17 protein-coding genes are annotated in these 20,621 nt (G+C 70.6%); 9 read left to right on the top strand and 8 right to left on the bottom strand.

The features are described 5' to 3' along the window. Positions 1 to 16: 16 nt before the first annotated feature. Positions 17 to 583, top strand: a complete 567-nt coding sequence (locus tag H0B56_RS06095) for a peroxiredoxin-like family protein (RefSeq protein WP_180891950.1) — start codon at positions 17 to 19, stop codon at positions 581 to 583. A gap of 4 nt (positions 584 to 587) precedes the next feature. Continuing rightward, a complete protein-coding gene (locus H0B56_RS23430; protein ID WP_219632370.1) occupies positions 588 to 1,277 on the top strand; it encodes a CDP-alcohol phosphatidyltransferase family protein in 690 nt (229 codons plus the stop codon). A gap of 21 nt (positions 1,278 to 1,298) precedes the next feature. Here H0B56_RS23430 and H0B56_RS06105 read toward each other — a convergent pair whose 3' ends face one another. Together H0B56_RS06105 and H0B56_RS06110 are read right to left on the bottom strand one after the other, a co-directional pair. Beyond that, positions 1,299 to 1,688, bottom strand: a complete 390-nt coding sequence (locus H0B56_RS06105) for an SRPBCC family protein (RefSeq protein WP_180891951.1) — start codon at positions 1,686 to 1,688, stop codon at positions 1,299 to 1,301. A gap of 17 nt (positions 1,689 to 1,705) precedes the next feature. Beyond that, positions 1,706 to 5,098 (bottom strand): ATP-binding protein, encoded by a 3,393-nt coding sequence (locus H0B56_RS06110; RefSeq protein ID WP_180891952.1) that lies wholly within the window; start codon positions 5,096 to 5,098, stop codon positions 1,706 to 1,708. A 114-nt stretch (positions 5,099 to 5,212) separates the two neighbouring features. Between H0B56_RS06110 and H0B56_RS06115 the strand changes: the two genes are divergently transcribed. The 3 genes from H0B56_RS06115 (at position 5,213) to H0B56_RS06125 (ending at position 7,592) form a co-directional block, all read left to right on the top strand. Then, positions 5,213 to 5,821, top strand: coding sequence for a hypothetical protein (locus tag H0B56_RS06115; RefSeq protein WP_180891953.1), 609 nt, complete (start codon positions 5,213 to 5,215; stop codon positions 5,819 to 5,821). Between the two features lie 77 nt (positions 5,822 to 5,898). Beyond that, entirely contained in the window at positions 5,899 to 6,987 is a 1,089-nt protein-coding gene (locus H0B56_RS06120; RefSeq protein ID WP_180891954.1) for a class I SAM-dependent methyltransferase, read from the top strand. Positions 6,988 to 7,001: 14 nt separating this feature from the next. Further along, positions 7,002 to 7,592, top strand: coding sequence for a methyltransferase domain-containing protein (locus tag H0B56_RS06125; RefSeq protein ID WP_180891955.1), 591 nt, complete (start codon positions 7,002 to 7,004; stop codon positions 7,590 to 7,592). A 35-nt stretch (positions 7,593 to 7,627) separates the two neighbouring features. Here H0B56_RS06125 and H0B56_RS06130 read toward each other — a convergent pair whose 3' ends face one another. Both H0B56_RS06130 and H0B56_RS22745 read right to left on the bottom strand, forming a co-directional pair. Further along, entirely contained in the window at positions 7,628 to 8,326 is a 699-nt protein-coding gene (locus tag H0B56_RS06130; RefSeq protein WP_180892367.1) for a mycothiol-dependent nitroreductase Rv2466c family protein, read from the bottom strand. Between the two features lie 220 nt (positions 8,327 to 8,546). Beyond that, entirely contained in the window at positions 8,547 to 10,487 is a 1,941-nt protein-coding gene (locus H0B56_RS22745; protein WP_180891956.1) for a PA domain-containing protein, read from the bottom strand. 362 nt (positions 10,488 to 10,849) lie between these two features. Here H0B56_RS22745 and H0B56_RS06140 point away from each other — a divergent pair, with 362 nt between their 5' ends. Further along, entirely contained in the window at positions 10,850 to 11,248 is a 399-nt protein-coding gene (locus H0B56_RS06140; RefSeq protein WP_343063776.1) for a hypothetical protein, read from the top strand. A gap of 57 nt (positions 11,249 to 11,305) precedes the next feature. Here the strand turns inward: H0B56_RS06140 and H0B56_RS06145 are convergent, their stop codons facing one another. The 3 genes from H0B56_RS06145 to H0B56_RS06155 all read right to left on the bottom strand — a co-directional run bounded on the left by H0B56_RS06145 (position 11,306) and on the right by H0B56_RS06155 (position 15,176). Then, positions 11,306 to 12,094 (bottom strand): methyltransferase domain-containing protein, encoded by a 789-nt coding sequence (locus tag H0B56_RS06145; RefSeq protein ID WP_180891957.1) that lies wholly within the window; start codon positions 12,092 to 12,094, stop codon positions 11,306 to 11,308. Further along, positions 12,081 to 13,691 carry a radical SAM protein gene (locus H0B56_RS06150; protein WP_180891958.1) on the bottom strand — a complete coding sequence of 537 codons (1,611 nt, stop codon included), beginning with the start codon at positions 13,689 to 13,691 and terminating at the stop codon, positions 12,081 to 12,083. Before H0B56_RS06150 ends, H0B56_RS06145 begins: the two co-directional genes overlap by 14 nt. A gap of 204 nt (positions 13,692 to 13,895) precedes the next feature. After that, on the bottom strand, positions 13,896 to 15,176 hold the full coding sequence (locus H0B56_RS06155; protein ID WP_180891959.1) for an MFS transporter: 1,281 nt from the start codon (positions 15,174 to 15,176) through the stop codon (positions 13,896 to 13,898). 406 nt (positions 15,177 to 15,582) lie between these two features. Between H0B56_RS06155 and H0B56_RS06160 the strand changes: the two genes are divergently transcribed. Then, the gene (locus H0B56_RS06160; protein ID WP_343063777.1) at positions 15,583 to 16,395 is read left to right on the top strand and encodes a DUF4389 domain-containing protein; all 813 of its coding nucleotides are present in this window, start codon (positions 15,583 to 15,585) and stop codon (positions 16,393 to 16,395) included. A gap of 14 nt (positions 16,396 to 16,409) precedes the next feature. Here the strand turns inward: H0B56_RS06160 and H0B56_RS06165 are convergent, their stop codons facing one another. Continuing rightward, the gene (locus H0B56_RS06165; RefSeq protein WP_180891960.1) at positions 16,410 to 17,312 is read right to left on the bottom strand and encodes an SDR family NAD(P)-dependent oxidoreductase; all 903 of its coding nucleotides are present in this window, start codon (positions 17,310 to 17,312) and stop codon (positions 16,410 to 16,412) included. Between the two features lie 265 nt (positions 17,313 to 17,577). On the opposite strand from H0B56_RS06165, the gene H0B56_RS06170 reads away from it, so the two are divergent. Together H0B56_RS06170 and H0B56_RS06175 are read left to right on the top strand one after the other, a co-directional pair. Beyond that, entirely contained in the window at positions 17,578 to 18,762 is a 1,185-nt protein-coding gene (locus tag H0B56_RS06170; RefSeq protein ID WP_180892370.1) for an MFS transporter, read from the top strand. Between the two features lie 393 nt (positions 18,763 to 19,155). Then, the gene (locus H0B56_RS06175; protein WP_180891961.1) at positions 19,156 to 20,526 is read left to right on the top strand and encodes a GGDEF domain-containing protein; all 1,371 of its coding nucleotides are present in this window, start codon (positions 19,156 to 19,158) and stop codon (positions 20,524 to 20,526) included. Positions 20,527 to 20,621 lie beyond the last annotated feature (95 nt).

The following is a 20,621-nucleotide window of genomic DNA, read 5'->3' on the forward strand; positions in this document are numbered from 1 at the left end:
GTGGTGAGGTGGTTCCATGAGTACGGTCAACGCCGGAGACATCCTGACGCCGCGCGAGCTGGCAGGCATCGACGGCAGGCCGGTCGGCGTTCCCGACCCGCGACGGATCGTGCACCTGCAGTTCCGTCGCTACGCGGGCTGTCCCATCTGCAACCTGCACCTGCGCTCGGTCAGCCTGCGCCACGACGAGATCCTCGACGCGGGCATCCGCGAGGTGGCCGTGTTCCACTCGAGCGCCGAGACGATGCGGAAGTACCAGGCGGAGCTGCCGTTCCCGGCGGTCGCGGACCCGGACCGCGCGCTCTACGCCGAGTTCGGGGTGGAGGCCTCGCCGCGAGCGGTACTCGACCCGCGCGGGTGGGCCGCTGCCGTGCGCGGGGCCGCTCGGCAGCGCGGTCTCCGCGGCGCCATCGGGGACGGGGAGTCACACCTCGGGCTGCCCGCCGACTTCCTCATCGGCCCGGACGGCACGGTGCTCGCGGCGAAGTACGGAACCCACGCCGATGACCAGTGGTCGGTCGACGAGCTCCTGGAGATCGCCGCGGCCCGCCGGAACGGGATCGGCAGGCGCGAGCACGAGTAGCGCCGTGACCACCACGGATCTCCGGTCCCGCTCCGTGACCACCGAGCGGGACAGCCGCGCGGCCACCGACATGCTGCTCGCCCTGCTACCCGCCGGGCGGTGGCGCGCGCGGGCCTGGTCGGACTTCCTGGCCATGGCCGCGCGCCGCTCCATCCGCCAGGCTGTCGCGCGCCCGCGCGCCATCGCCGAGGTCACTGCCCTGCACGGGCTCGTCATCGCGCTCGGCCGCGACCGGAGGCTCCCGGTATGGAGCCTGGTCAGTTGGGCGTTGGCGGCCGGTCATCTCGGGCTGCTCGAACACCGGCAGGCTCTCGGCGCGGCCGATATGCTCAGCCTGGCGCGCGCGAACCTGCCGGCCATGGCGCCGGCAGGCGGCGTCTGGCAGGCGGCGGCCGCGCTCGGCAGCGACCTTCTCGACGGCCGCATCGCCCGCGCGACCGGCACGGTCTCCCCGTTCGGGCGCTACGCGGACTCGTTCGCCGACGCGGCGTTCTGGATCTGGTTCACCGTCCGGAACGAACCGGCACCGCGGTTCCGTGCGGCCGCTGTCGCCGTCTGGCTGGTTCCGGTGCTCGCGGTGACCGCCACCAGCGTCGCGCACGGCCGGATGGTGGACGCGCCGCGTCCCCGTCTCGTGCGGCCCGCCGCGCTGGCACAAGCCGCCCTCACCGTGCGCGCGCTGCGGCGCGGGTAGAAGTGGGGCCGGGAGCAGGGGTCACCCGCCCACGCCGGAGCGCTCAGCGGCTGCCGCCAGTTTCGGCAGCGAAGCCAGCACACCGTCACGGCGCTCATCGACGGGCTCAGCCGCCACGTCGACCCGCACGCGCACGAGACACCCGTCGGGATGGGGTTCCAAGCTCCATGTGTAGAGGTCATCGGTGATCAGGCAGCGGATCAGTACGCGCGAACGCTCGCTCTCGGGCGCGATGCGCACCGGATACGCGTCCTCCTCGCGGTCGCCGAGGTACAGGATCGCGCCGTCCGGCGTGGTCGTGGCGTGCGCGACGCCCGAGTACCACTCGGGCACCCTGGCCGGATCGTGCAGGAGCTTCCACACCTCGAGCGGGGGTGCCCGGCAGATCACGGATTCCTCGAACGACGGCATGTCCATCCTCCGTTCTGTCACTCTGTCGTCACGACCGGCGAGCGCAGCGCGTTCACGCGCTGCCGGTAACCGTCGAACCCCAGCCTGTCGGCAAGCAGGATCGCCTCCTCCGCCGCAGCGCGGGCGTCGTCGGCACGGCCCACATCGGACAGCAGCACCGCGCGTTCGGCCAGTACCCGACCGAGCTCGACGCCCGGTTCGACCTGCCCGCCGACCGGTGGCCGGGCCAGATCGACGAACGTCACCGTACCGGGCTCACCTGCCGATGGGACTCCCAGCATCCTGCGCCACGCTGCTTCCGCCGAGGCCAGGCAGTGCAGTGCACGGTCGGACGCACCACGCGCCGCGGCGATCAGCCCCTCCACCAGCTCCAGCCTCGGCACGAGGGTCTCGGGAAGCTGCGTCTGCCCGGCCGGCTCGAACGGCACCTGCTCGAGCTCGCGATGCGCGGCGCCCAGCAGCCCGTCACGTACGAGGGCCTCGGCCAGCCGCACCCTGGCGAGCGCGCGGGAGAACTGCCCGGAGGGTTCGGCGAGTGCGGAGGCGAAGCGCGTGGCCGCTTCGCCGTACCGGCCGGTGTCGAGCGCGACCGACGCGGCATCGAACTCCGCTCTCGCCTCCTGGCTCGCGTCCCCCGTGGATGCCACGGACCGGACGTATGCCAGCGCCGCCTCCCACGCCTCCGCGCACCTGCCCGTGCGCGCGAGCGCGTAGGCGCGCGCCGCGAGGGCCTCGTCCGCCATCCCGCTGGCAGGCCGGGAACGGCGCACCCGGTCGGCCAGCTCCAGGACGCGTTCGAACTGGCCCTGCGCCGCGCATGCCCCGGCCGCGTGCACCAGTGCGGTACAGGCGAGATCCTGCCTGCCGGCACGGCGGGCGAGCCCGGCCGCGTCCTCGCTCTCCCGTTCGCTGCCCCGGGGCCGCCCCCTGCGCAGCAGCGCTGCGGCCCTGGCGAGACACACCTCGGCCGCGAGGCCGAGGTCCGTGCCCGCTTCCGGGACGACCTCGGCCTCGGCGAGCAACGCCTCGGCCCGCTCGAGGTCGCCGCTGGCCACCTCGATCCAGCCGAGACCCGCGACCACGATCGCGCGCAGCTCCGGTGCGTCGAGATGCTCGGTGTCGATGATGTGGAGTGCGCGCTCGTAGGCACGCAACGCTTCGCCCGGATGGCAGAGCGTCGTGCGCAGGCAACGACCGCGCAGCGCGTACGCTCCCGCCAGCGCCGCCGAGTCGTCCACCTCTTCCAGCACGGTGCAGGCATGCGCGAACGCGGTGTCGTGCTCGTCCTTGCGGCCACGCCACGCGTGGACGTCGGCCAGCGCGAGCCACAGCTCGGCCCGGATCGTGCGCGACCCTGCATCCAGGGATGCCGCCTCGGAGTACAGCCCCGCCGCTTCGTCGAAGGCCCCGAGCGACCGTGCCTTCTCGGCCGCGGTGATCAGATAAGCCTGCGCGCGCTCCCAGTCGCCTGCGTTGAGCAGGTGCCTGGCGATCTCGGCGACCGGCCTGCCCGGCCGCTCCTCCAGCATCTCGGCGATACGCCCGTGCAGCCACGCCCTGCGCGACGGCTCGATCTCCGCGCCGCATGCCTGCCGCACCAGAGCGTGCACGAACCGGATCCGGCGTGCCTCGATCTCCAGGAGCTCCTCATGGCCTGCCCGCTCCAGTGCCTCCGCCAGCTGCTGCGACCCGACCAGGGCGGCAGCCTCCCCGGTGTCCATCGGGCGTCCGAGCAGAGCGACCGCGTCGACGAGAAGCCTGGCGGGACCGTCGAGGCGGGCCAGCGGTGCGCGGATCCAGTCGCGCAGCTCGTCAGAGGGATCGGCGCCGTCCGAGGCTGCCAGCGCGGCACGCCGCGCGAGCAGGGGGTTGCCCTCGGCGACCTCGACGGCACGATCGCGCGCGTCCTCGCCGAGCTCGGGCGCGCACGACCACACGACGGTGTCCAACTCGGTTGCCGAGAGCCGGCCGAGGTGGATATCCGTCACGAGGGCATCCTGCCTGCGAAGCGTGTCGATGGCGATGACCAGCTTCGCGGGCGCGCTCGCGGGGCGCCGGGTCGCCACGAGCAGCACGGGCAGCTCGGTGAGCCTGCGGCCGAGAGAGGCGATCAGCGCGATACTCGCCGTGTCCGCGAGGTGGATGTCCTCGAGCACCAGTAGCAACGGGCGATCCCCCGAGCACCACGCCAGCGCCTCGGCGACGGACGCGAAGAGCCAGCGACGTTCCTGCTCGGGATCGGCGGACGAGCGCGCGGCGGGCCGCCCCCAGCGCCACTCGACCGAGCGACACAGGCGCGCGAGATCCGACGGCCATGACGCATCACGGGACGGCGCCGGGACATCGGCGACGAGCTGGTGCAGCACGTCGCCCCACGGCGCGTACGGTGGTGCCCCGTCGAGCTCGAACGCGGTCCCGACGGCGCATCGCGGTCCCTGGCCGGACACCGTGTCGATCAGCTCGGTGGTGAGCCTGCTCTTTCCGAGGCCGGCGGCGCCACTGATCAGCACGACGCCGCCGTTCCCCCGGCGCGCGCCCTCCCAGGCACGGCTCAGCGTGGTGAGCTCGCTGTCCCTGCCGACAAGCGGGCGTTGCCGGGACCGGCGCACCCGCGAGGCCGCCTGTCCCGGCAACGCACCCTGCCTGCCCGGCTCCGCCGGGCGCGCGGCGACGCGGCGTCCTTCGCCGGACCCCTGGCCGGACCGGAGCCGATCGGCCAGAACACGCGTGGACTCCGAGGGAACCGTGCCGAACTCCGCGTCGAGCATCGCGCGGCACCGCTCGAATGCGGCCAGGGCCTCACCGCGCTCGTCGAGCTTCGCCAGGCGCTGCATCAACGCGCGGTAGGACGACTCCCGCACGGGCACGTGCGCTATCGCGCGACGCGTCCAGGAGACCGCGCCCCGCAGATCGCCGTCCTGCTCGCACAGCTCGGCCAACCGCGCGGCCGCCGCGCCCGCGCGTTCGCGGAACTCCTCCCTGGCATCGAGCACCCAGTCATCGGCGAGGTCGGCAAGCAGCGGCGCGTGTGCCAGCATCAGGGCCTCTCGCAGGCTCGCGGTGTCGTCCCGCTCCGCCAGCCGGACGAACTCTTCGGTGTCGACCTCCCGTGCCAGCCCGTCCGCGATCCCCACGCTCTCCCGGTCGGATTCGAGGTAGGCCGCCCCACCCACCGTGTCGAGCGCGCGCCGTATCCCCCAGAGGGCGTTGCGCAACGAGGCCCGCGCGCTGATGTCGAGCACGTCGGGCCAGAACAACGCGGCCACGTGCGCCCGCGCGTGCGTGCCGGGGTTCGACAGCAGCCACGCCAGCACGGACCGGGGCCGCAGCCCGGCGATCTCTGGCATGGTCCGGCCGTCGATCTCGATCGTCAGCGACCCGAACAGGTACGCACGGAGCATATTCCTCATCGTCATCGCAATCGTGACGTTCGGCAAGACCACCTTGACGCTGCTGTGACGCTCCGCTGATGCGCCGTGCCTAGCGTCGTCACCCGGATTCCGGTTCATGTGGAGGTGATGACCATGAACGACGCCATTCCGGCAGCGCACGCGACGGTCGGCAGGCGCAACGTCCTCGCGGCGAGCGGGATCGGCGCGCTCGCCGCGCTCTGGCCCGCGGGTCAAGCCAGCGCGCAGGGCACCCCTCCCGGGCACACCGTCTTCGACGTCGCCTGCCTCGGCGGTACCTTCTCTGCCAACTTCGGCGAGGCGATCGATGCCGATGGAGGGGACTTCCGGGGCGTCGGGTTCTTCGTCGAGGGACTGCTCTACCCGGAGGGCACGATCCCGGACGGTGACGGGTTCGATCCCGCGTCCGCCGAGGCGACGGGCCTGTGGCTGTGCCGCGGTTGGTTCATGTTCCATCCGGACCGGCCGCTGCCCCACGTGGTCACCACACAGGAGTACCTGTTCGGTGCGGTCAGCGGGGACAATCCCAGCCCGGCCGACCAGCTCGTCTCTTCCGGCCTGGAGGGTGGCGTTTCCGAGACGGTCCGCTCGGCCATCGGCGGCACCGGCCGCTTCCGGCATCACAGCGGCGAGGTCGTCCAGCAGGTCATCGGAACGAACACGACCGTGCTACGCGACATCGGCGAGCACGCACCCAATTTCCGGTTCACGTTCCGCAAGTAGCCACAGCCACCGCCGTACCGGTGCGCTGTGCGGCCGGCAAGCGGCTGGTGGCTCCAGAGAAAGGGAGTATCGCGATCATGAGTGTTGATCACGTAGAGACCGGACCGTCCGCGCTGGACCAGAACAGGGTCGAGGAGTTCGCCGGGCAGGTCGTCGGCGATATCGCTGCGGTGCTGGCAGGCGCGACGATGTACATCGGCCATCACGCCGGGCTGTATGCCGCCATGGCCGATGGTGAGCCGCGCACGCCGGAGGGGGTCGCCGAGCGGGCCGGGGCACACCCGCGCTACGTGCGGGAGTGGCTCGGCGCGCAGACGGCGAGCGGCTACGTGCACTACGAGCCCGGCAGCGGCACCTACTGGTTGCCGCCGGAGCATGCCGCCGTGCTCGCCGATGCCACCCACCCCGCTTACCTCGGCGGGGCCAGCGACGCGATGGCCGCGATCTGGGCGGCAGCCGAGCCGGTGGCCGCGGACTTCACCGCGGGCAGGGGCGTGCCGTGGCACGCGCACGACCCGCGGATGTTCTCCGGCACCGAGGAACTCTTCCGCCCCAGCTACGAGGCGTTCCTCACCAGCGAGTGGATCCCCTCGCTCGACGGGATCGAACAGAAGCTCACCATGGGCGGTCGGGTCGCCGACGTGGGCTGCGGGCACGGCGTGTCCACCATCACGATGGCCCGGGCCTACCCGGCATCACACATCCACGGGTTCGACGGGCACGAGCCCTCGATCACCACCGCCCGCGAGCGGGCGGCCGCCGCCGGTGTCACCGCCAACACCGGCTTCGAGGTGGCCCAGGCCACCGAGCTGCCGGGCACCGGCTACGACCTCGTGTGCTTCTTCGACGCGCTGCACGACATGGGCGACCCCGTAGCGGCGCTGGTACGCGCCCGCGAGGCACTCTCGTCCGACGGCGCTGTGATGCTGATCGAGCCGCTGGCAGGCGACCGGGTCGAGGACAACCTCTCCCCCGTGAGCCGGATGTTCTACTCGGCATCGACCCTGGTGTGCACCGCCAACGGCATCGCACAGGGCAACCATCCCGTACTCGGCGCCCAAGCAGGCGAGGCCGCGCTCCGCGACGTACTCACCCAGGCCGGGTTCACCCGCGTGCGCCGCACAGCCGACGCACCCATCAACCTCATACTCGAAGCCCGCCCATGAACCGGCATCGCGGCGTGAGAGGTCCGGTCGCGCGGCGTCCGGCCGTCGAGCGGAAGCTGACCGCCGGGGCCGACGTCGCCGACCTCGGATGCGGCTGCGGGGCGTCCACGATCCTGCTTGCCGAGGCGTTTCCGAACTCGCGGTTCGTCGGCTACGACTGCCGCGAGACGTCCATCGAGACGGCCCGCCGCCGCGCCGCCGAGTCCGGTGTCCCCGATCGCGTGCGGTTCGAGGTGGCCTCGGCGGATGCCTACCCGGGTGTCTACGACGTCGTGACCTTCTTCGACTTCCCGCTGGACACCGGTGACCCGGCGAGCGTGGCACGGCACGTACTGGACTCGCTACAGCAGGACGGCACCTGGATGATCGTCGAGCCGCGCACCGCGAACCGGGCGCGGGACGGGCCCGACCCCACCGGGTGCCTGTCCGAAGCGGTGTCCACCCTGGTCCGAGCTCGCGCGTTGCCGGAGTGCAGCGGTCGGATGACCATCGGAACACCGGTGGGAAGCGCCGGGCTGGACGACGTGCTCCGCACGGCCGGGTTCACCCGCGTGCGTGCGGCCGCGCACGCCCCGTGCCATGTCGTGCTGGAAGCGCGGCCGTGACGACCACCCCGGCAGCACCCCTCGGCACCGGGCCGTCAGCCCACCCGCGTGGCGCGACCGGACAGGTGTGCCGACAGCGGGGTGTCCGGGAACGCCCGGACGCTCCGCTTGAGCTCGGCGAAGCCGGGCCAGCGGGCCAGCGTGGTGACCGAGTCCCACAGGCGCAGGGCGTCGTCCCCGGAGGGCACCTGGTCGATGACCGGGCCGAACAGCGCGGGCCCGTCCGGCGGGTCGAAACTCAGGATCGGTGTGCCGACGCCTCCTCCGGCACGTTCCACAGCCTCCTCGGTCTCCGCGCGCAGCCCCTCGTCCCAGCCGCCGTCCTCGGCTGCCGAGGCGAACTCGGCGGGCAGACCCACGCTGTCCAGGATCGCCACCAGGTCACGTGGCCGTGCCGTTTCGGCGAGCACCGCTTCGAACGTCGCGTCCGGAGGGGCGGGCGCGTTCCACACGGCCTCACCCATCGCGCGGTACAGCTCGCCGATCGCCTCGGGGCCGCGCGACTGCCGGACGGCGGCCACGACCCGGAGCATCTCCAGCCCGCGCTGGTGCGCGTCGGGGTAGCCCTCCGGCCGGGTCTCGTAGCCGATCGGTTCGTTGAGGATCCGCAGCGAGAGCGGCCGCCAGCGGACCGACAGGGGGCGCTGCCGCCCGACATCGCGCACCCACTCCGCCGTCACCCAGCAGAACGGGCATACCGGGTCGAAGAAGAACTCGAGGTCCACGTCGTGCATCACGCCCACTCCCTCTCGTCGACTGCCTGAACGGCCTCGCCACCATCAAGCCTGCCACGGGCGGGCCGCGGGCGCTGCGCGCACGGTACTCACCTGACCGGCACGCCGCTGATCGGTAGAGCGTCGCGCACGGGTCCGCGCACGGGTCACAGCGTCGCGCTGCCGGTCGCGGCGATCCCGACCGGCAGCGCGACACCAACGCTCAGCGCGTCCTGCGCGCTCAGCGTTTACCCACAGTTCCCCTGCCGAGTTCCTGGAAGATGTACAGGCCACCGTTGCGATCGGACCCGTAGACCCAGGGTTCGCCGGGTTCCTTCCACACGCCCCAGAAGTCGTGCGGCAGGCCACCGTTGGACGCGACGAACTCCTCGGACTCGTCGAAGAACCGCGCGACCTCTACCGGGTTGGAGGGGTCGGTGATGTCGAGCACCAGCATGCCGTCCCGGTACCAGGAGATGTAGGCCTGCACGCGGCCCTCGTCCGTGGTCTCCACCACGATGTTGTGCACCGAGTACGTCCCGAACGGGTCGCAGCCCGGCACCGGCTCGGCAGCCGCGCTACAGGCGGTGTCGAAGGTCGAGGCCAGCTCCGGGTTGGCCGGGTCGGAGTAGTCCCAGATCCGCACGCCGCCCCACTCCGAGCTCGGCACGTTGTTCGTGATGACCACGGCGGCGGCACCGGCGGCGTCCGCGTTGACGTTCTTCTCCCGGAACGTGCACGCCCCACGGCGCACCACGGCGATATCGCCCTCGTCGATCGCGTCCGCGTTCAGGATCTCGTCGCCGTCACAGGCCCTGCCGATCCATACCGCTTCCCCGCTCAGCGTGCCGACATCGGAGAACTTCGGCTGGTCGCCCGCCAGCTCCGCGGCGGGGAAGGTCGTCCCCTCCAGCGGCCCCGACTCGACGGTCACGCTGTCGGCGTCCACTGTGCTCTCGTTACCGGTCTGCGCCCCCTCGAACTCGTCACCGGCGAGCGTGGACAGCGCGACACCGGGCAGTGGGGCCGGCGGGTCGCCCTCGCCGAACGTGAGGTTGGTCGGCGGCCGGTTCGCCCACGCGTCGAAATCCTCCTCCGTCTCCACCACGATCGACCCGTCCTCGCTCGGCCACGCGGCGTGGCTGTTGACCTCCCCGTCCAGCGAGCCGTTCTCGGCGTCGAGCGCCACCGAGACGACCTGCGGATCCGACGGGTCCGCGATGTCGAGCAACACCAGTCCTGCGTCCCAGTTGGACAGGTACGCCCGCGTTCCGTCCGCGCTGATGGTGATGTCGTGCAGGAAACGGTTCCGCGAGTCACCGAACCCGTCGAGCAGCCACAGGGCCGCGTCCAGCACCCGGTCGGTGTCCTCGGTCTCGTCACCGACACCGGGGTCGAAGACCTCTTCCGCACCCCACGCGCTGACCATCTCGGGTTCGGTGGGATCGGTGATGTCGAAGACCCGGAAGGTGTCGAAGACCGACTCGGCGACGATCGCGGCGTAGTCCTTCGACCCCTGGCTGAACAACCAGATGTTGTGCACGCCGACGTCGTTGACGCCGCCGAACAGGTCATCCGAGATCGGGTTGATCTCGTCCGCCCTGATCGACGAGAGATGCCGCGCGTCGGTGGGGTCGTCGACGTCGTAGAGCTCGATGCCACCGGGACCATCGGCGCATGGTTCGTTGGAGTGCGCGAGGACCGTTCCCGAGTTGAGGGTGTCCACCTTGACGTCGTTGGACCGGCTGCCTTCCGGGGACGGGATGATGTCCACGTGCTCGGGCTCGTGCACGTTGTGCACGTCCCAGACCCACACGCCTGCCTCGTCCTCCCCGCCACACGGGCTGTTGAACGTGCCGGTGTAGGCGAAGCCGTCGTGCGACCAGACGTCCGTGGTCGCGTTCTCGTCGAGCCGCTCCCCACGCCCGCGCAACGCGAGGTTCTTCCGGTGCGTCTGCCCGGACCCGTCGCTGACCACCCCGGAGGCGTCCAGCTCAGCCAGCCGGCCACTGGGGTCGCTGCGCTCCAGCTCGTCCTGGCCGGCGTCCGCGTCGTCCTCCTGGACCGTGCCGCCGGGCCCGGTGTGCCCGTGCGGGCCGGAGCCCGTGGCGTGCACGGCCACGTTGCTGCCCCCGACGAGCAACAGGGCCATCGCGATCGATACGACACCTCTTCGTTTCATACGATCCTCTACCTCCTCTGCCGGGTGGGCGGGTCGCGCCCGTACCGGTCGGCCCGGTCGACCCGAACACGCCGCGCGACCGGGTGTGGCGCCGGCACCGGTCAAGCTCGATCCGGCGGTGACGTTCTCGGGCGGTGAGGCGCCTGCGACCGGTGTGCGCTGACGCCTCCGGTAACTGAATATCGCGACAAAACGGGTAGGTGTGACCTATACCACTCGAATGGAGCAGCCGGGACACGTGCCCGAGCCCGGCGCCGGGCCGGCGAGACCCGCACACCTGTCATCGAGCTGACACTGCGTCCGGGCAGTCGGCGGCCAGTGATGTAACGATGGAGACCAGGCGACGAGGAAAGGCACGGCCAGTGACGGAAACGACCGAGAATGCCCACGATGCCGAGGAGCCCGGCACGGCAGCAGCGCGGCGCGGCGGCCTGCCGGTGTGGCGAACAGGCATCGCCGGCGGCCTGGTCGGCATCCTGTGCTGCGTGGGGCCGACGGCACTCGCGTTGTTCGGCGTGGTCAGCGCCGGTACGGCGTTCGCGTGGGCGACCACGCTCTACGGTGACTACGCGTGGTGGTTCCGCCTTGCCGGGCTCGCCGTGCTGATCGCGCTGGTGTGGTTCAACCTGCGGCGCCGGAACCAGTGCAGCATCGCGGGGATACGCCGGTGGCGCTGGCGGCTGGCAGGCATGGCAGCGATCGCGGTAGCCACATACGTGTCCCTGTACGGGCTCACCACCTGGCTGGGCACGTTCGCCTGAGCAGAACGGGCACAGAGCGGGCACAGCGCGGCTCGGCCGATGCGCCACTCGCGCCTGCTACCGCTTCTCGGCGACGAGCAGCGCGTAACCGAGCAGCCCGTCGGCGACGGCCTCGCGTGCCAACGCGCAGTAGCGCAGCACCGCGTCCACGTCGACCCCGGCCTGGTGCAGCCGCGTGAACGACGTCATCCGCAGCAGCCGTACGCGCGCGTCGATCTGCTCGATCATGCGCTCGAGCGCGGCGTCGTGCCGTTCGGTACACACCGTGGTCAGTCCCGCCCCTGCGAGGATCTCGCTGTACTCCTCGAGCGACCGGGCGTCGGCGATACAGGCCACCCATGCCGCGAGCGTGCTCAGCTCCGCGGGCAGCCCTTCCCCGGTGACGGTCACGTCGGTGATACCGGCCCGGCCCCCGTCGCGCAGCACGCGCGCGAGCTCGGCCGCGGCCCGTTCCTTGTCCGGGAACGTGCAGAACGCGCATTCGCACACCACCGTGTCGAACCGGCCGTCCGGAAGCGGGATGTGCTCGGCGTCGCCGTGGTGAAACCCCACCTTCGCGGACAGGCCGGCCTCCTGGGTCTCCGCGACGGCCGATTCCAGCACGTCCTGGCCGAGCTCGACCCCGTCCACCGTGACGTCGAAGTCCGCGGCCAGCATCCGGGCCGTCGTCCCGGTACCGGCGGCGACATCGAGCACCCGGTGCCCGGCACGGACACCGAGCCGCTCGGCCAACCGCCGCGTCAGGCTCAGCCCGCCAGGGTGGTAGGAAGGACCGAGAACCATCGCCACGGCGTCCGTGCCGTAGGCGCGGGAGCAGCACGCCTTCGCGTCCTCAGCGCTCGTCATCGCGATACACCTTCGATCCGGACGGTGAGTCGATCAGCACCGGTCCCAGCTCGGTCGCGTTCGGCACCACGCCGTCGACGCGCACGCCGGACATCTGCTCGCGTACCTGCTCCCGGTAGCCGACGGAGTTGTACGCGCAGAACGGGATCATCCGCCCGTCCGGGGTGATCTCCTCGACACAGCACTTCATGAGCTGCTTGACGTTGAGCGTGTACGGGTCCTGGAAGTCCTGCACCACGATCATGAACGCGCGGTCGGTGAGGTCGGCGATCGCCCCCGGCAGGTTCACACCACACGCCTCGGCGCAGTCCAGCGCGTCGGCGGCCTGCTTGAGCCGATCCTCGGTCACCTCGGTGCCCATCGAGGCTGATGCGCTCCAGAGTTTCTCCAGCGCCTCGCGGATGGCGTAGTCCGGCACGACCCGGTTCGACACGTAGTCCAGGTAGTCCTCCACGTCGAGCAGCCTCGGGATGGGCACGACACCGAAGTCGGGCGCGCCCGGCTCGCCCTCGGTGAGCAGGTAGGTGATCGAGCGGCAGGTCGGGAAGCAGCAGGGGACGGGGAAGAAGTCGTCCTTGCCGAACCAGTCCGGGCGCTGCTCGGTGAGCAACCGGATCACATCCGGGTTGGTCAGCCTGGTCATCGGGTCGAACTCGACATGCCTGCCGGAGTGTGTCACCGGCTGGAACGACACCGACCGCACAGCAGGGTGCGCGAGGCCGAACTCGACGATGTCGCCGATCTCGTGCTCGTTGAGCCCCCGCTCGATCGCGGCGACCAGCGTGACCGTCAGGCCCGCATCCGCGCAGTTGTCCAGGGCGCGGCGCTTGCTCTCCCGCAGGTCCGCCCCCCGGATCTCCCGGTGGGTGCGCTCGTCGAACCCGTCGAACTGCAGGTAGATGTTCACCGAACGGTTCTCCACCCGGTTGCGCTCCCCCAGTGCGGCGACGAAGCGCTTGTCGCTTGCCAGCCGGATCCCGTTGGTGTTGAGGTTGACGTTGCGGATCGGCTTGGCCTGGGCGAGGTCGATGAAGTCCAGGATGTTCTTGTGAATGGTGGGCTCCCCTCCGGAGAACATCACCACTTCGGCCTCGCCTTCGGACTCGACGAAGGTGTCCAGCATCAACTCGCACTGCTCGTGGGTGATCGAGTACCCAGACGCCGTTGTGCTGTCGCCGTCGGCCGAGGTCACCGTCTCCGTGCCGTGCTGACCCGAGTCCGCGAAACAGATCGGACAGTCCAGATTGCATCCGGTATTGACCTCGATGATGCCCAGGCACGCGTGCTGCTTGTGCTCCGGGCACAGCCCGCAGTCCAGCGGGCATCCGTCGGCCACCTCGGTCTGGAACGTCAGCGGCACGGTTCCCGGCTTGTTGAACCGTGCCGAGGAGAGGTAGCTTTCCGCGTCGGAGTAGGTCAGCGCCTCGAACCAGCCGTGCTCGGCACACCGCTTGCGCAGGTACACCTTGTTGTCCCTGATGTTGACCTGGGCGTCCACCGGCGTCTTGCACACCGGGCAGATGCTCTTGGTGAACTCGACGAACACCTCGTCGCGATCACGTTTGACCCGGTCCTGCTGCTGATCATCGAGCGTCATGCGCGCCTCCGTGTCGTGTGCCGGTAGCCCCAGCCGGTAGCCCCAGCCGGTTGCTCCTGCCGGATTTCCCGGGCCAGCACACCAGAAACCACGCTGCCGCGCAGGAACACTGTCTCCCCACCGACACTGGGTGTGCTGAATGACGCTTTCACTCCGTCAGGTGGCGTGAATGACGCATTCAGCTCGCCGTGTGGAGTGAAAGCGTCATTCAGCACACGGCTCGGGTGTGGCGCCTTCGTGGTTCCGGCTTCCGACGTGGGGTGGGCGGATCACGATCGCGGCGATCGCCACGGTGACCGGCATGGCCGACGCGACGAGGAGGGCGGGTACGTAGCTGCCCGCGAGCTCGAACACCCCGGCGAAGGCCAGCGGCCCGAACGCGGTCGATCCGACCATCACAGCCGAGACGGTCCCCCGGATCGCGCCGATGTGCGCGGTACCGAAGTACCGGGTCAGTGTCGCCGCCTCCAGCGCCCGCACGCTTCCACCCGCGGCACCGATGAGCAGGCCGAGCAGCACGGCGAGCACGCCGGGCGAGACGACGGTGGCCAGCACGAGGCCGCCGAGCAGGCAGGCCATGCACGCCACCAGCAGGATCCGGTTGTGCACGCGGTCGGCCAGGTAGCCTGCCGCGAATGTCGCGAGCAGGTTCGCCACGGTCTGCGGGATGAAGTTCGCCGCGGCCTCCGTGGCACTCAGGCCCTGCTCGCCGAGCAAGCTGATCTGGTGGAAGTTGATGGCCGTGACCAGCAGGCTCACCGTGGCGATCGCCGCAGTCACGACCCAGAAGAACGGGGTGCGCAGCGCGGCGGCGCGGGTGAGCCCCCAGGCGTGGCGCTCACCGGACGATCCGTCGTCGGGCGCACCGTCGGGTCGCTGCCCCAGATCCGCCGGGCGGTCCCGCATGCCGAACCACGCCACGGGCAGCACGACAAGGGCGATCGTCACACCCTGCGCCAGCCAGGCGGACCGCCAACCCCACTGCGCGATCACAACACCTTCCAGCAGTACGGGAGCGAGCGCGATCGCCGACGCACCGATGGCACTGACCACGCCGAGCGCGGTGCCGCGTCGCTTGTCGAACCACAGAGCCACCGCGGTCGTCGCCGCCAGCCCGAGAGCACCCTGCCCCGCCATCCGGATCGCGACGAATCCCCCGGTCAGCCCGACCACCGAGCTGACGGCGGCCAGGGCGCACAGCGCGGCCGAGAACACCAGCCCGATCACGGTCATCACCCGGCGCACGCCGAACCGGTCGAGCATCCGCCCGACGAACGGCATCGCGAACGCCCCGGAGAGCGTGCCGACGAGGTAGGCGGCCGAGACGGTCGAGCGGCTGATACCGAGCTCGGCGATCATCGGGTCGATGAACACCGAGACGGCCGCGGTCTGACCCGGCGCGCTCGCCGCGACCATCAACGTGGCGAAGCCGACGATGTGCCATCCGTAGAAGCCGGCCGGGGAACGGGGGCCGCGCGTGCGCACAGGCGAAGTCAGGGTCGCTCCTCAGGGGGTCGGCGGCAGTTCGGGTTCGGCACCTCGCGGCGATCCCCGTTGAGCGCACGCGGTCGGCCTCCCCGCGGCTCGGCGACGCTTCGCGCCGCCTCCGGCCGGACCGGCTCATCCCCTCCGTGAGCCGCGAGGTCGTACGCGGCCATGCTACCTGGTCGGCGGGCTCGCTCTACCTGCTCGCCGGGCTCGCTCCGGCAGGCCCGCGGGTCCTGTCCTGCCCGGCACGAACGCTTCCACCGTTCGCGTGACAGGCACGGCTCCACCCGGCGTCCGGCGCCCTGAGGTGCTAGAACGAGGCCATCCCGCTGTGCGCGGCACTGTCGGCGCCCCGGAGCCTGCGGGAGCCACACGGGCACCGACCGAGACCGAAGGGAACGATGTGAGTACACCCGCTGGGGAGAACGCCCCCGCGCCGACCGGCACACCGCGCGCGGAACCGCTGCCGGAGCTGGATGTCACGCACCAGGAGCGGCAGCGCCGGTGGACGGTCCTGGTGCGGCTACTGCTGTTGATCCCGCAGTTCATCGTGCTGTACGTGCTCTACCTCGCCGCGGTCGTCGTCGTGTTCATCGGGTGGTTCGCTGCCCTGGTCATGGGCAGGTTGCCCGGCTGGTGCTTCCAGTACCTGAGCGGGTATCTCGGCTACGCCGCACGCGTCAACGCGTACGTCTACCTGCTCACCGACGCCTACCCGCCGTTCGCGTGGTCGGCTCCCGGACACGACGTCGGGCTGACGCTGCCCGCGCAGGACCGGCTGAACCGGCTCGCGGTGCTGTTCCGCATCATCCTGCTGATCCCCGCCTACATCGTCGCCGCCGTCGTCGCGAGCGGGTGGACGGTACTCGCGTTCTTCTTCTGGCTCATCGTGCTTGTCCTCGGTCGGATACCGGGACCGGTCTTCGCGGCCAGCGCCGCGGCGCTGCGCTACGAGCTGCGGTTCATGGCGTACACGCTGCTCGTGACCTCGGCGTACCCGAAGATGCTGTTCGGCGACGACAAGCGCGTCCAGCACGGGGACACGGCACCGGCCACGACAACCAGCGACACCCGGCCGCTGCTGCTGTCCACCGGCGGCAAGGTACTCCTGGTGGCGATGATCGTGCTGGGCGTGCTCGGTGTCGCTGGCAGCGGGGCGACGAGCGCGGCCGGGTTCGACGCCGCCGAGACCGGCACGTCCGAATTCGGCGGCTGAGGCGGCGGGAGCGCTCAGGACGCCCGGGGGGTTGTGCGCCTGGTGAACGGTGCGACCAGGCGCCGCAACCGGGGCGGCAGGCGTTTCTCCACGCCGTACGGCTCGAGGTGCGCGGCGAACACCTCGTCGAACGCTCGCCGGACCTCATCGGTATGCCATCGGGTGTTCTCCAGAACGGGCATCTTGTTGTAGGGGTGCCCGACGACGTGCAGCCGCTGCCCATCGCACCGGACGACCTGGCCGGTGACCTCCGCTGCGGCGTCCGAGAGCAGGTACGTCACGAGCGGCGCGATCCGGTCCGGCGTCCGGTCGGGCGGGCAGTTGCGCAGCGCGCGCCGGGACCGGTGCACCATCCGGGTGCGCGCGAGCGGGCACACCGCGTTGACCCGGATGCCTGCGTCCTCCATGTCCAGCGCCCACGAGGCCGTCAGTGACGCGACAGCTCCCTTGCTCGCCGCGTAGGTGCCCAACCGTCGCTGGCCGAAGAAGGCCCCGGAGGAGATGTTCACGATCGACCCGCCCCGGACCCGCATCGCCCGAGCGGCGGCGAGCCCCGCGTGGATCACGCCGAGCACGTTGACCTCGATGAGTTCCCGCGCCGTGCCGGTGTCCTCGTCCCACGGCGTGCACTCGTAGTTGAGCGCGGCATTGTTGACGAGCCCGTCGACGCCGCCGAACGCCGCCACCCCCGTATCCACGATGGCCTGCGCCTGGTCGGGCTCACGCACCGTGTGCCCGCTGACGACCGCGCGACCGCCTCGCCGCCGGATCGCGCCGGCCGTGCGTTCCGCGGTGGCGACATCCACGTCATTGACCACGACGGCGGCCCCGGCCTCCGCCGCGTGCACGGCGAACGCCGCCCCGAGCCCGCGCCCGGCTCCGGTGACCACCACGGACTTACTGTCGAGCATGCCCATGGCTCCAGTCTCGATCTCACGTTCGCGTCGCGAACCAGACTCGTCGTCGAACGGCACGTTCATTGCGCCGAGTGGGTGACGATGACCGGTGGAGTGGTACTGCCGCACTGATCAGCGAGTAGTAACCGTGCACGTGAGGTAATCATTCTAGTACACTCCGGCAACACAGCGTGAGCCGCAGCGAGGGGAGAGCACCCTGGTGCCGGCGAGAAGGAACACCACAAGCGCGGCGCGGGCACAGCCGGACAACCGCAGGCCACGGTTCATCGATGTGCTCGCCGTACGGGAGTTCCGGGCACTGTGGGGCACCGAAGCCGTCTCGCTCGCAGGGGACCAGCTCGCGAAGGTCGCGCTGGCCATCATGGTGTTCGGCCGGACCCAATCGGCGCTGTGGGCCGCGCTGGTCTATGCCATGACGTTCCTCCCCGCGCTGGCCGGCGGGCTCGGGCTCAGCCAGCTCGCCGACCGCTACCCGCGTCGCACCGTTCTGACCAGCTGCCTGCTCGCTCAGGCGCTACTGGTGGCGACGATGACCGTACCGGGCCTGCCGTTGACACTGCTGTGCGCTCTCGTGTTCTGCGTCGGGCTGTTCGGCGCCCCCGCCAACGCGGCGCACCATGCGATCACGAGGGAAGTCTTCGGCGGCGACGAGCTCTACCTGCGTAGCCAGGATCTTCGCGGGGTCACGACCAACACCGTGATGCTGCTCGGCCTCGCGGGCGGAGGCCTGCTCGTGACCGTGCTCGGTCCGCACTGGGCGCTGGCGCTCGACGCGCTGACGTTCGCCGTCGCGGCAGGCATCGTGCGCGCCCGGGTGCGGTGGCGGCCCCGCGCGGGCCGCCCGTCCGACGGGTGGTTCGACGGCATCCGTCTGGTGTTCGGTGACCCCCGGCTCCGGGCGCTCGTCTGGCTGTCGTGGCTGGTCGGGTTCGCCGCCGTGCCGCTCGGACTGGCCGCTCCCCTCGCAGCCGAGCTGTCCACGGCCGAGCACACCGTCGGGTGGATTCTCGCCGCGGACCCGCTCGGCTTCGTGCTCGGCGCGTTCCTGCTGTCCCACCTCGCGTCGCCCGCGGTACGGATGCGGGCGGTGCCCGTGCTGGCCGTGGCCTCGCTCGCCGTACTGCTGTGCTTCGCGTTCGAACCGAACCTCCCGGTCACGCTCGTGCTGCTGGCCGCAGGCGGCGCGACGGGGGCCTACCTCGTCACGGTCAACGCCACCTTCCTCACGCTCGTACCCAATGAGCACCGCGGCAGCGCCGGGGGCGCCTACCGCACCGGGCTCCGCGTGACCCAGGGGCTCGGTGTCGCGCTCGCGGGTGCGCTCGCGGAGCTGCTCGGCTCCGCGATGCACACCGTCGCCCTTACCGGGCTGCTCGGCACAGCGCTGGCGGTGCTCAGCGCGCTACGGTGGCACCGTGTTCGGTGCGACGTCACCATGGAGGGGCGGTAGCGATGGTTTCCGCCCCGATCGTTCGCCGCCGGCGGTCCATCGCCGGGCGGTATGTCCCGGCGCGCCCCAGTGGGGTCGCGCGCGCGTACCGCGCGGCACGATCCGTCGCCGCGGCCACGGTACGTGTCAGTGCGCATTCAGAAATCACGGTCGGTCATCGAGAACACCTCCCTATAGCGACACAGAACCGATTCAGCGTTTCGCAATCCCTCAGAAATCACGGTCGGCCATCGAAATCACCTCCGATAGACGTGAGTCTTACTCGAACGAGCCACTAATAACCCAGCGTTACCAGCGCAACGGATACCGTGGAATGGTACCCGTCGACGGGCCACCCCGGTGCCCGGAACCCCGTGGTGTCGCGGGCGGGAACGCGCCGAAAGGAGGAACGCCATGACGTCTCCTCCGCGCGGCCGCCGCTACACCGCCCCCGACGTCGCCTCGCCGCACGTCACCGAACACGATCAGGCGCACTCCGCGAACCGGTCACGCGACCCCCGCAGGTGGGACCTGTGGCGCAGACCGAAACCGATGATCGCCTTTCTGCTCACCATCGAGACCCTGGCACTTGCCGGTTTCGTCCTCGCTATCGCCACGTCCGCACTTCCGAGCGGGCAGGAATTGCTGCGGTTCGCGATACTGGCGGCCGGCGGGACGGTTCACATTCTCCTGACCAGTAGGCAGGAAGCGCGCAGGCGCAGCCGCATCGACGGGGTCATCATCGATCTGACCGCGGTATGGATCTTTCCCGCCGCGCTGCTGCTGCCGATACCGCTGATCCTGCTCCTGGTTCTGCTGCTACGCACCCAGCGGTGGCTGATCGCGCGACGGCCTCCGCACAACTTCGTCTTCTCCTCGATCAGCATCGCCACCGCTGCCGCCGTGGCACACCTGGCGTTCGCCGCCATCGACCGCGCCGAGCTGTCGGCCGACGGCGCCTTCTGGGGCCTTCCCGAGTTCGGCGCGATCGTGCTCGCGGGCTGTGTCTACGAGGTCGTGCAGCTGACCCTCACCGGTGGAGTCCTCGCTCTCGGCGCGGCCCGCCTGCGTTCGTGGAGCAAGGTGCTCGGCACCGTGCAGGACAACATGATCGAGGCCGTCACTATCGGGCTCGGCGCGGTGACCGCCATCCTGCTGGTCAACGTCGCCCCCGCTGTGGCGATCATGGCCCTGGTGACCGTGGTGTTCAACCGGCTCGCCGAGCTCGGTCAGCTGCAGTCGGACGTGCGGACGGACTCCAAGACCGGCCTGTTCAACATGCGGGGCTGGACCGAGTCGGCTGAGCGTGTGTTCCGCAGGGGCAGTAGGGACAGGTCCGGGCCGGCGCTGCTGATGATCGATTTCGACGACTTCAAGTGGATCAATGACACGTACGGGCACCCGGCGGGAGACGATGTGCTGCGACACGTCGGCGGGCTGCTGACCGAGGAGACGCGCCCCGGTGACATCGTCGGCCGCTTCGGAGGCGAGGAGTTCCTCGTCCTCCTGCCCGACATCGACCTGGAGTCCGCGGGACAGACGGCCGAGCGCATTCGCAACACCGTGGCGCGAGCCAAGATCGTCACGACCAACAAACGAGGAGGCTCGGCGACCATCACCGGGCGCACGACCTCGATCGGTGTCGCGGTGTACCCGCAGCACGCCGACTCACTGGAGACCCTGGTCCAGGCCGCTGACGCTGCCGTGTACGAAGCCAAGGAACAGGGAAGGGACCAAGTTCGCTACGCACGCCGCAAGTACGAAAGACCGACCGATGCGAGGTGATTGCCGTCACATTGCCATACTCCCCGGGGACGCCGGCTCTTTGGCATGGCTGAGAGTTTGCTAGGCACGTTCCGAAGGATCTCCACCTTCTGGCG

The sequence above is a fragment of the Haloechinothrix aidingensis genome, assembly GCF_013450155.1.
GTDB classification, from domain to species: domain Bacteria; phylum Actinomycetota; class Actinomycetes; order Mycobacteriales; family Pseudonocardiaceae; genus Haloechinothrix; species Haloechinothrix aidingensis.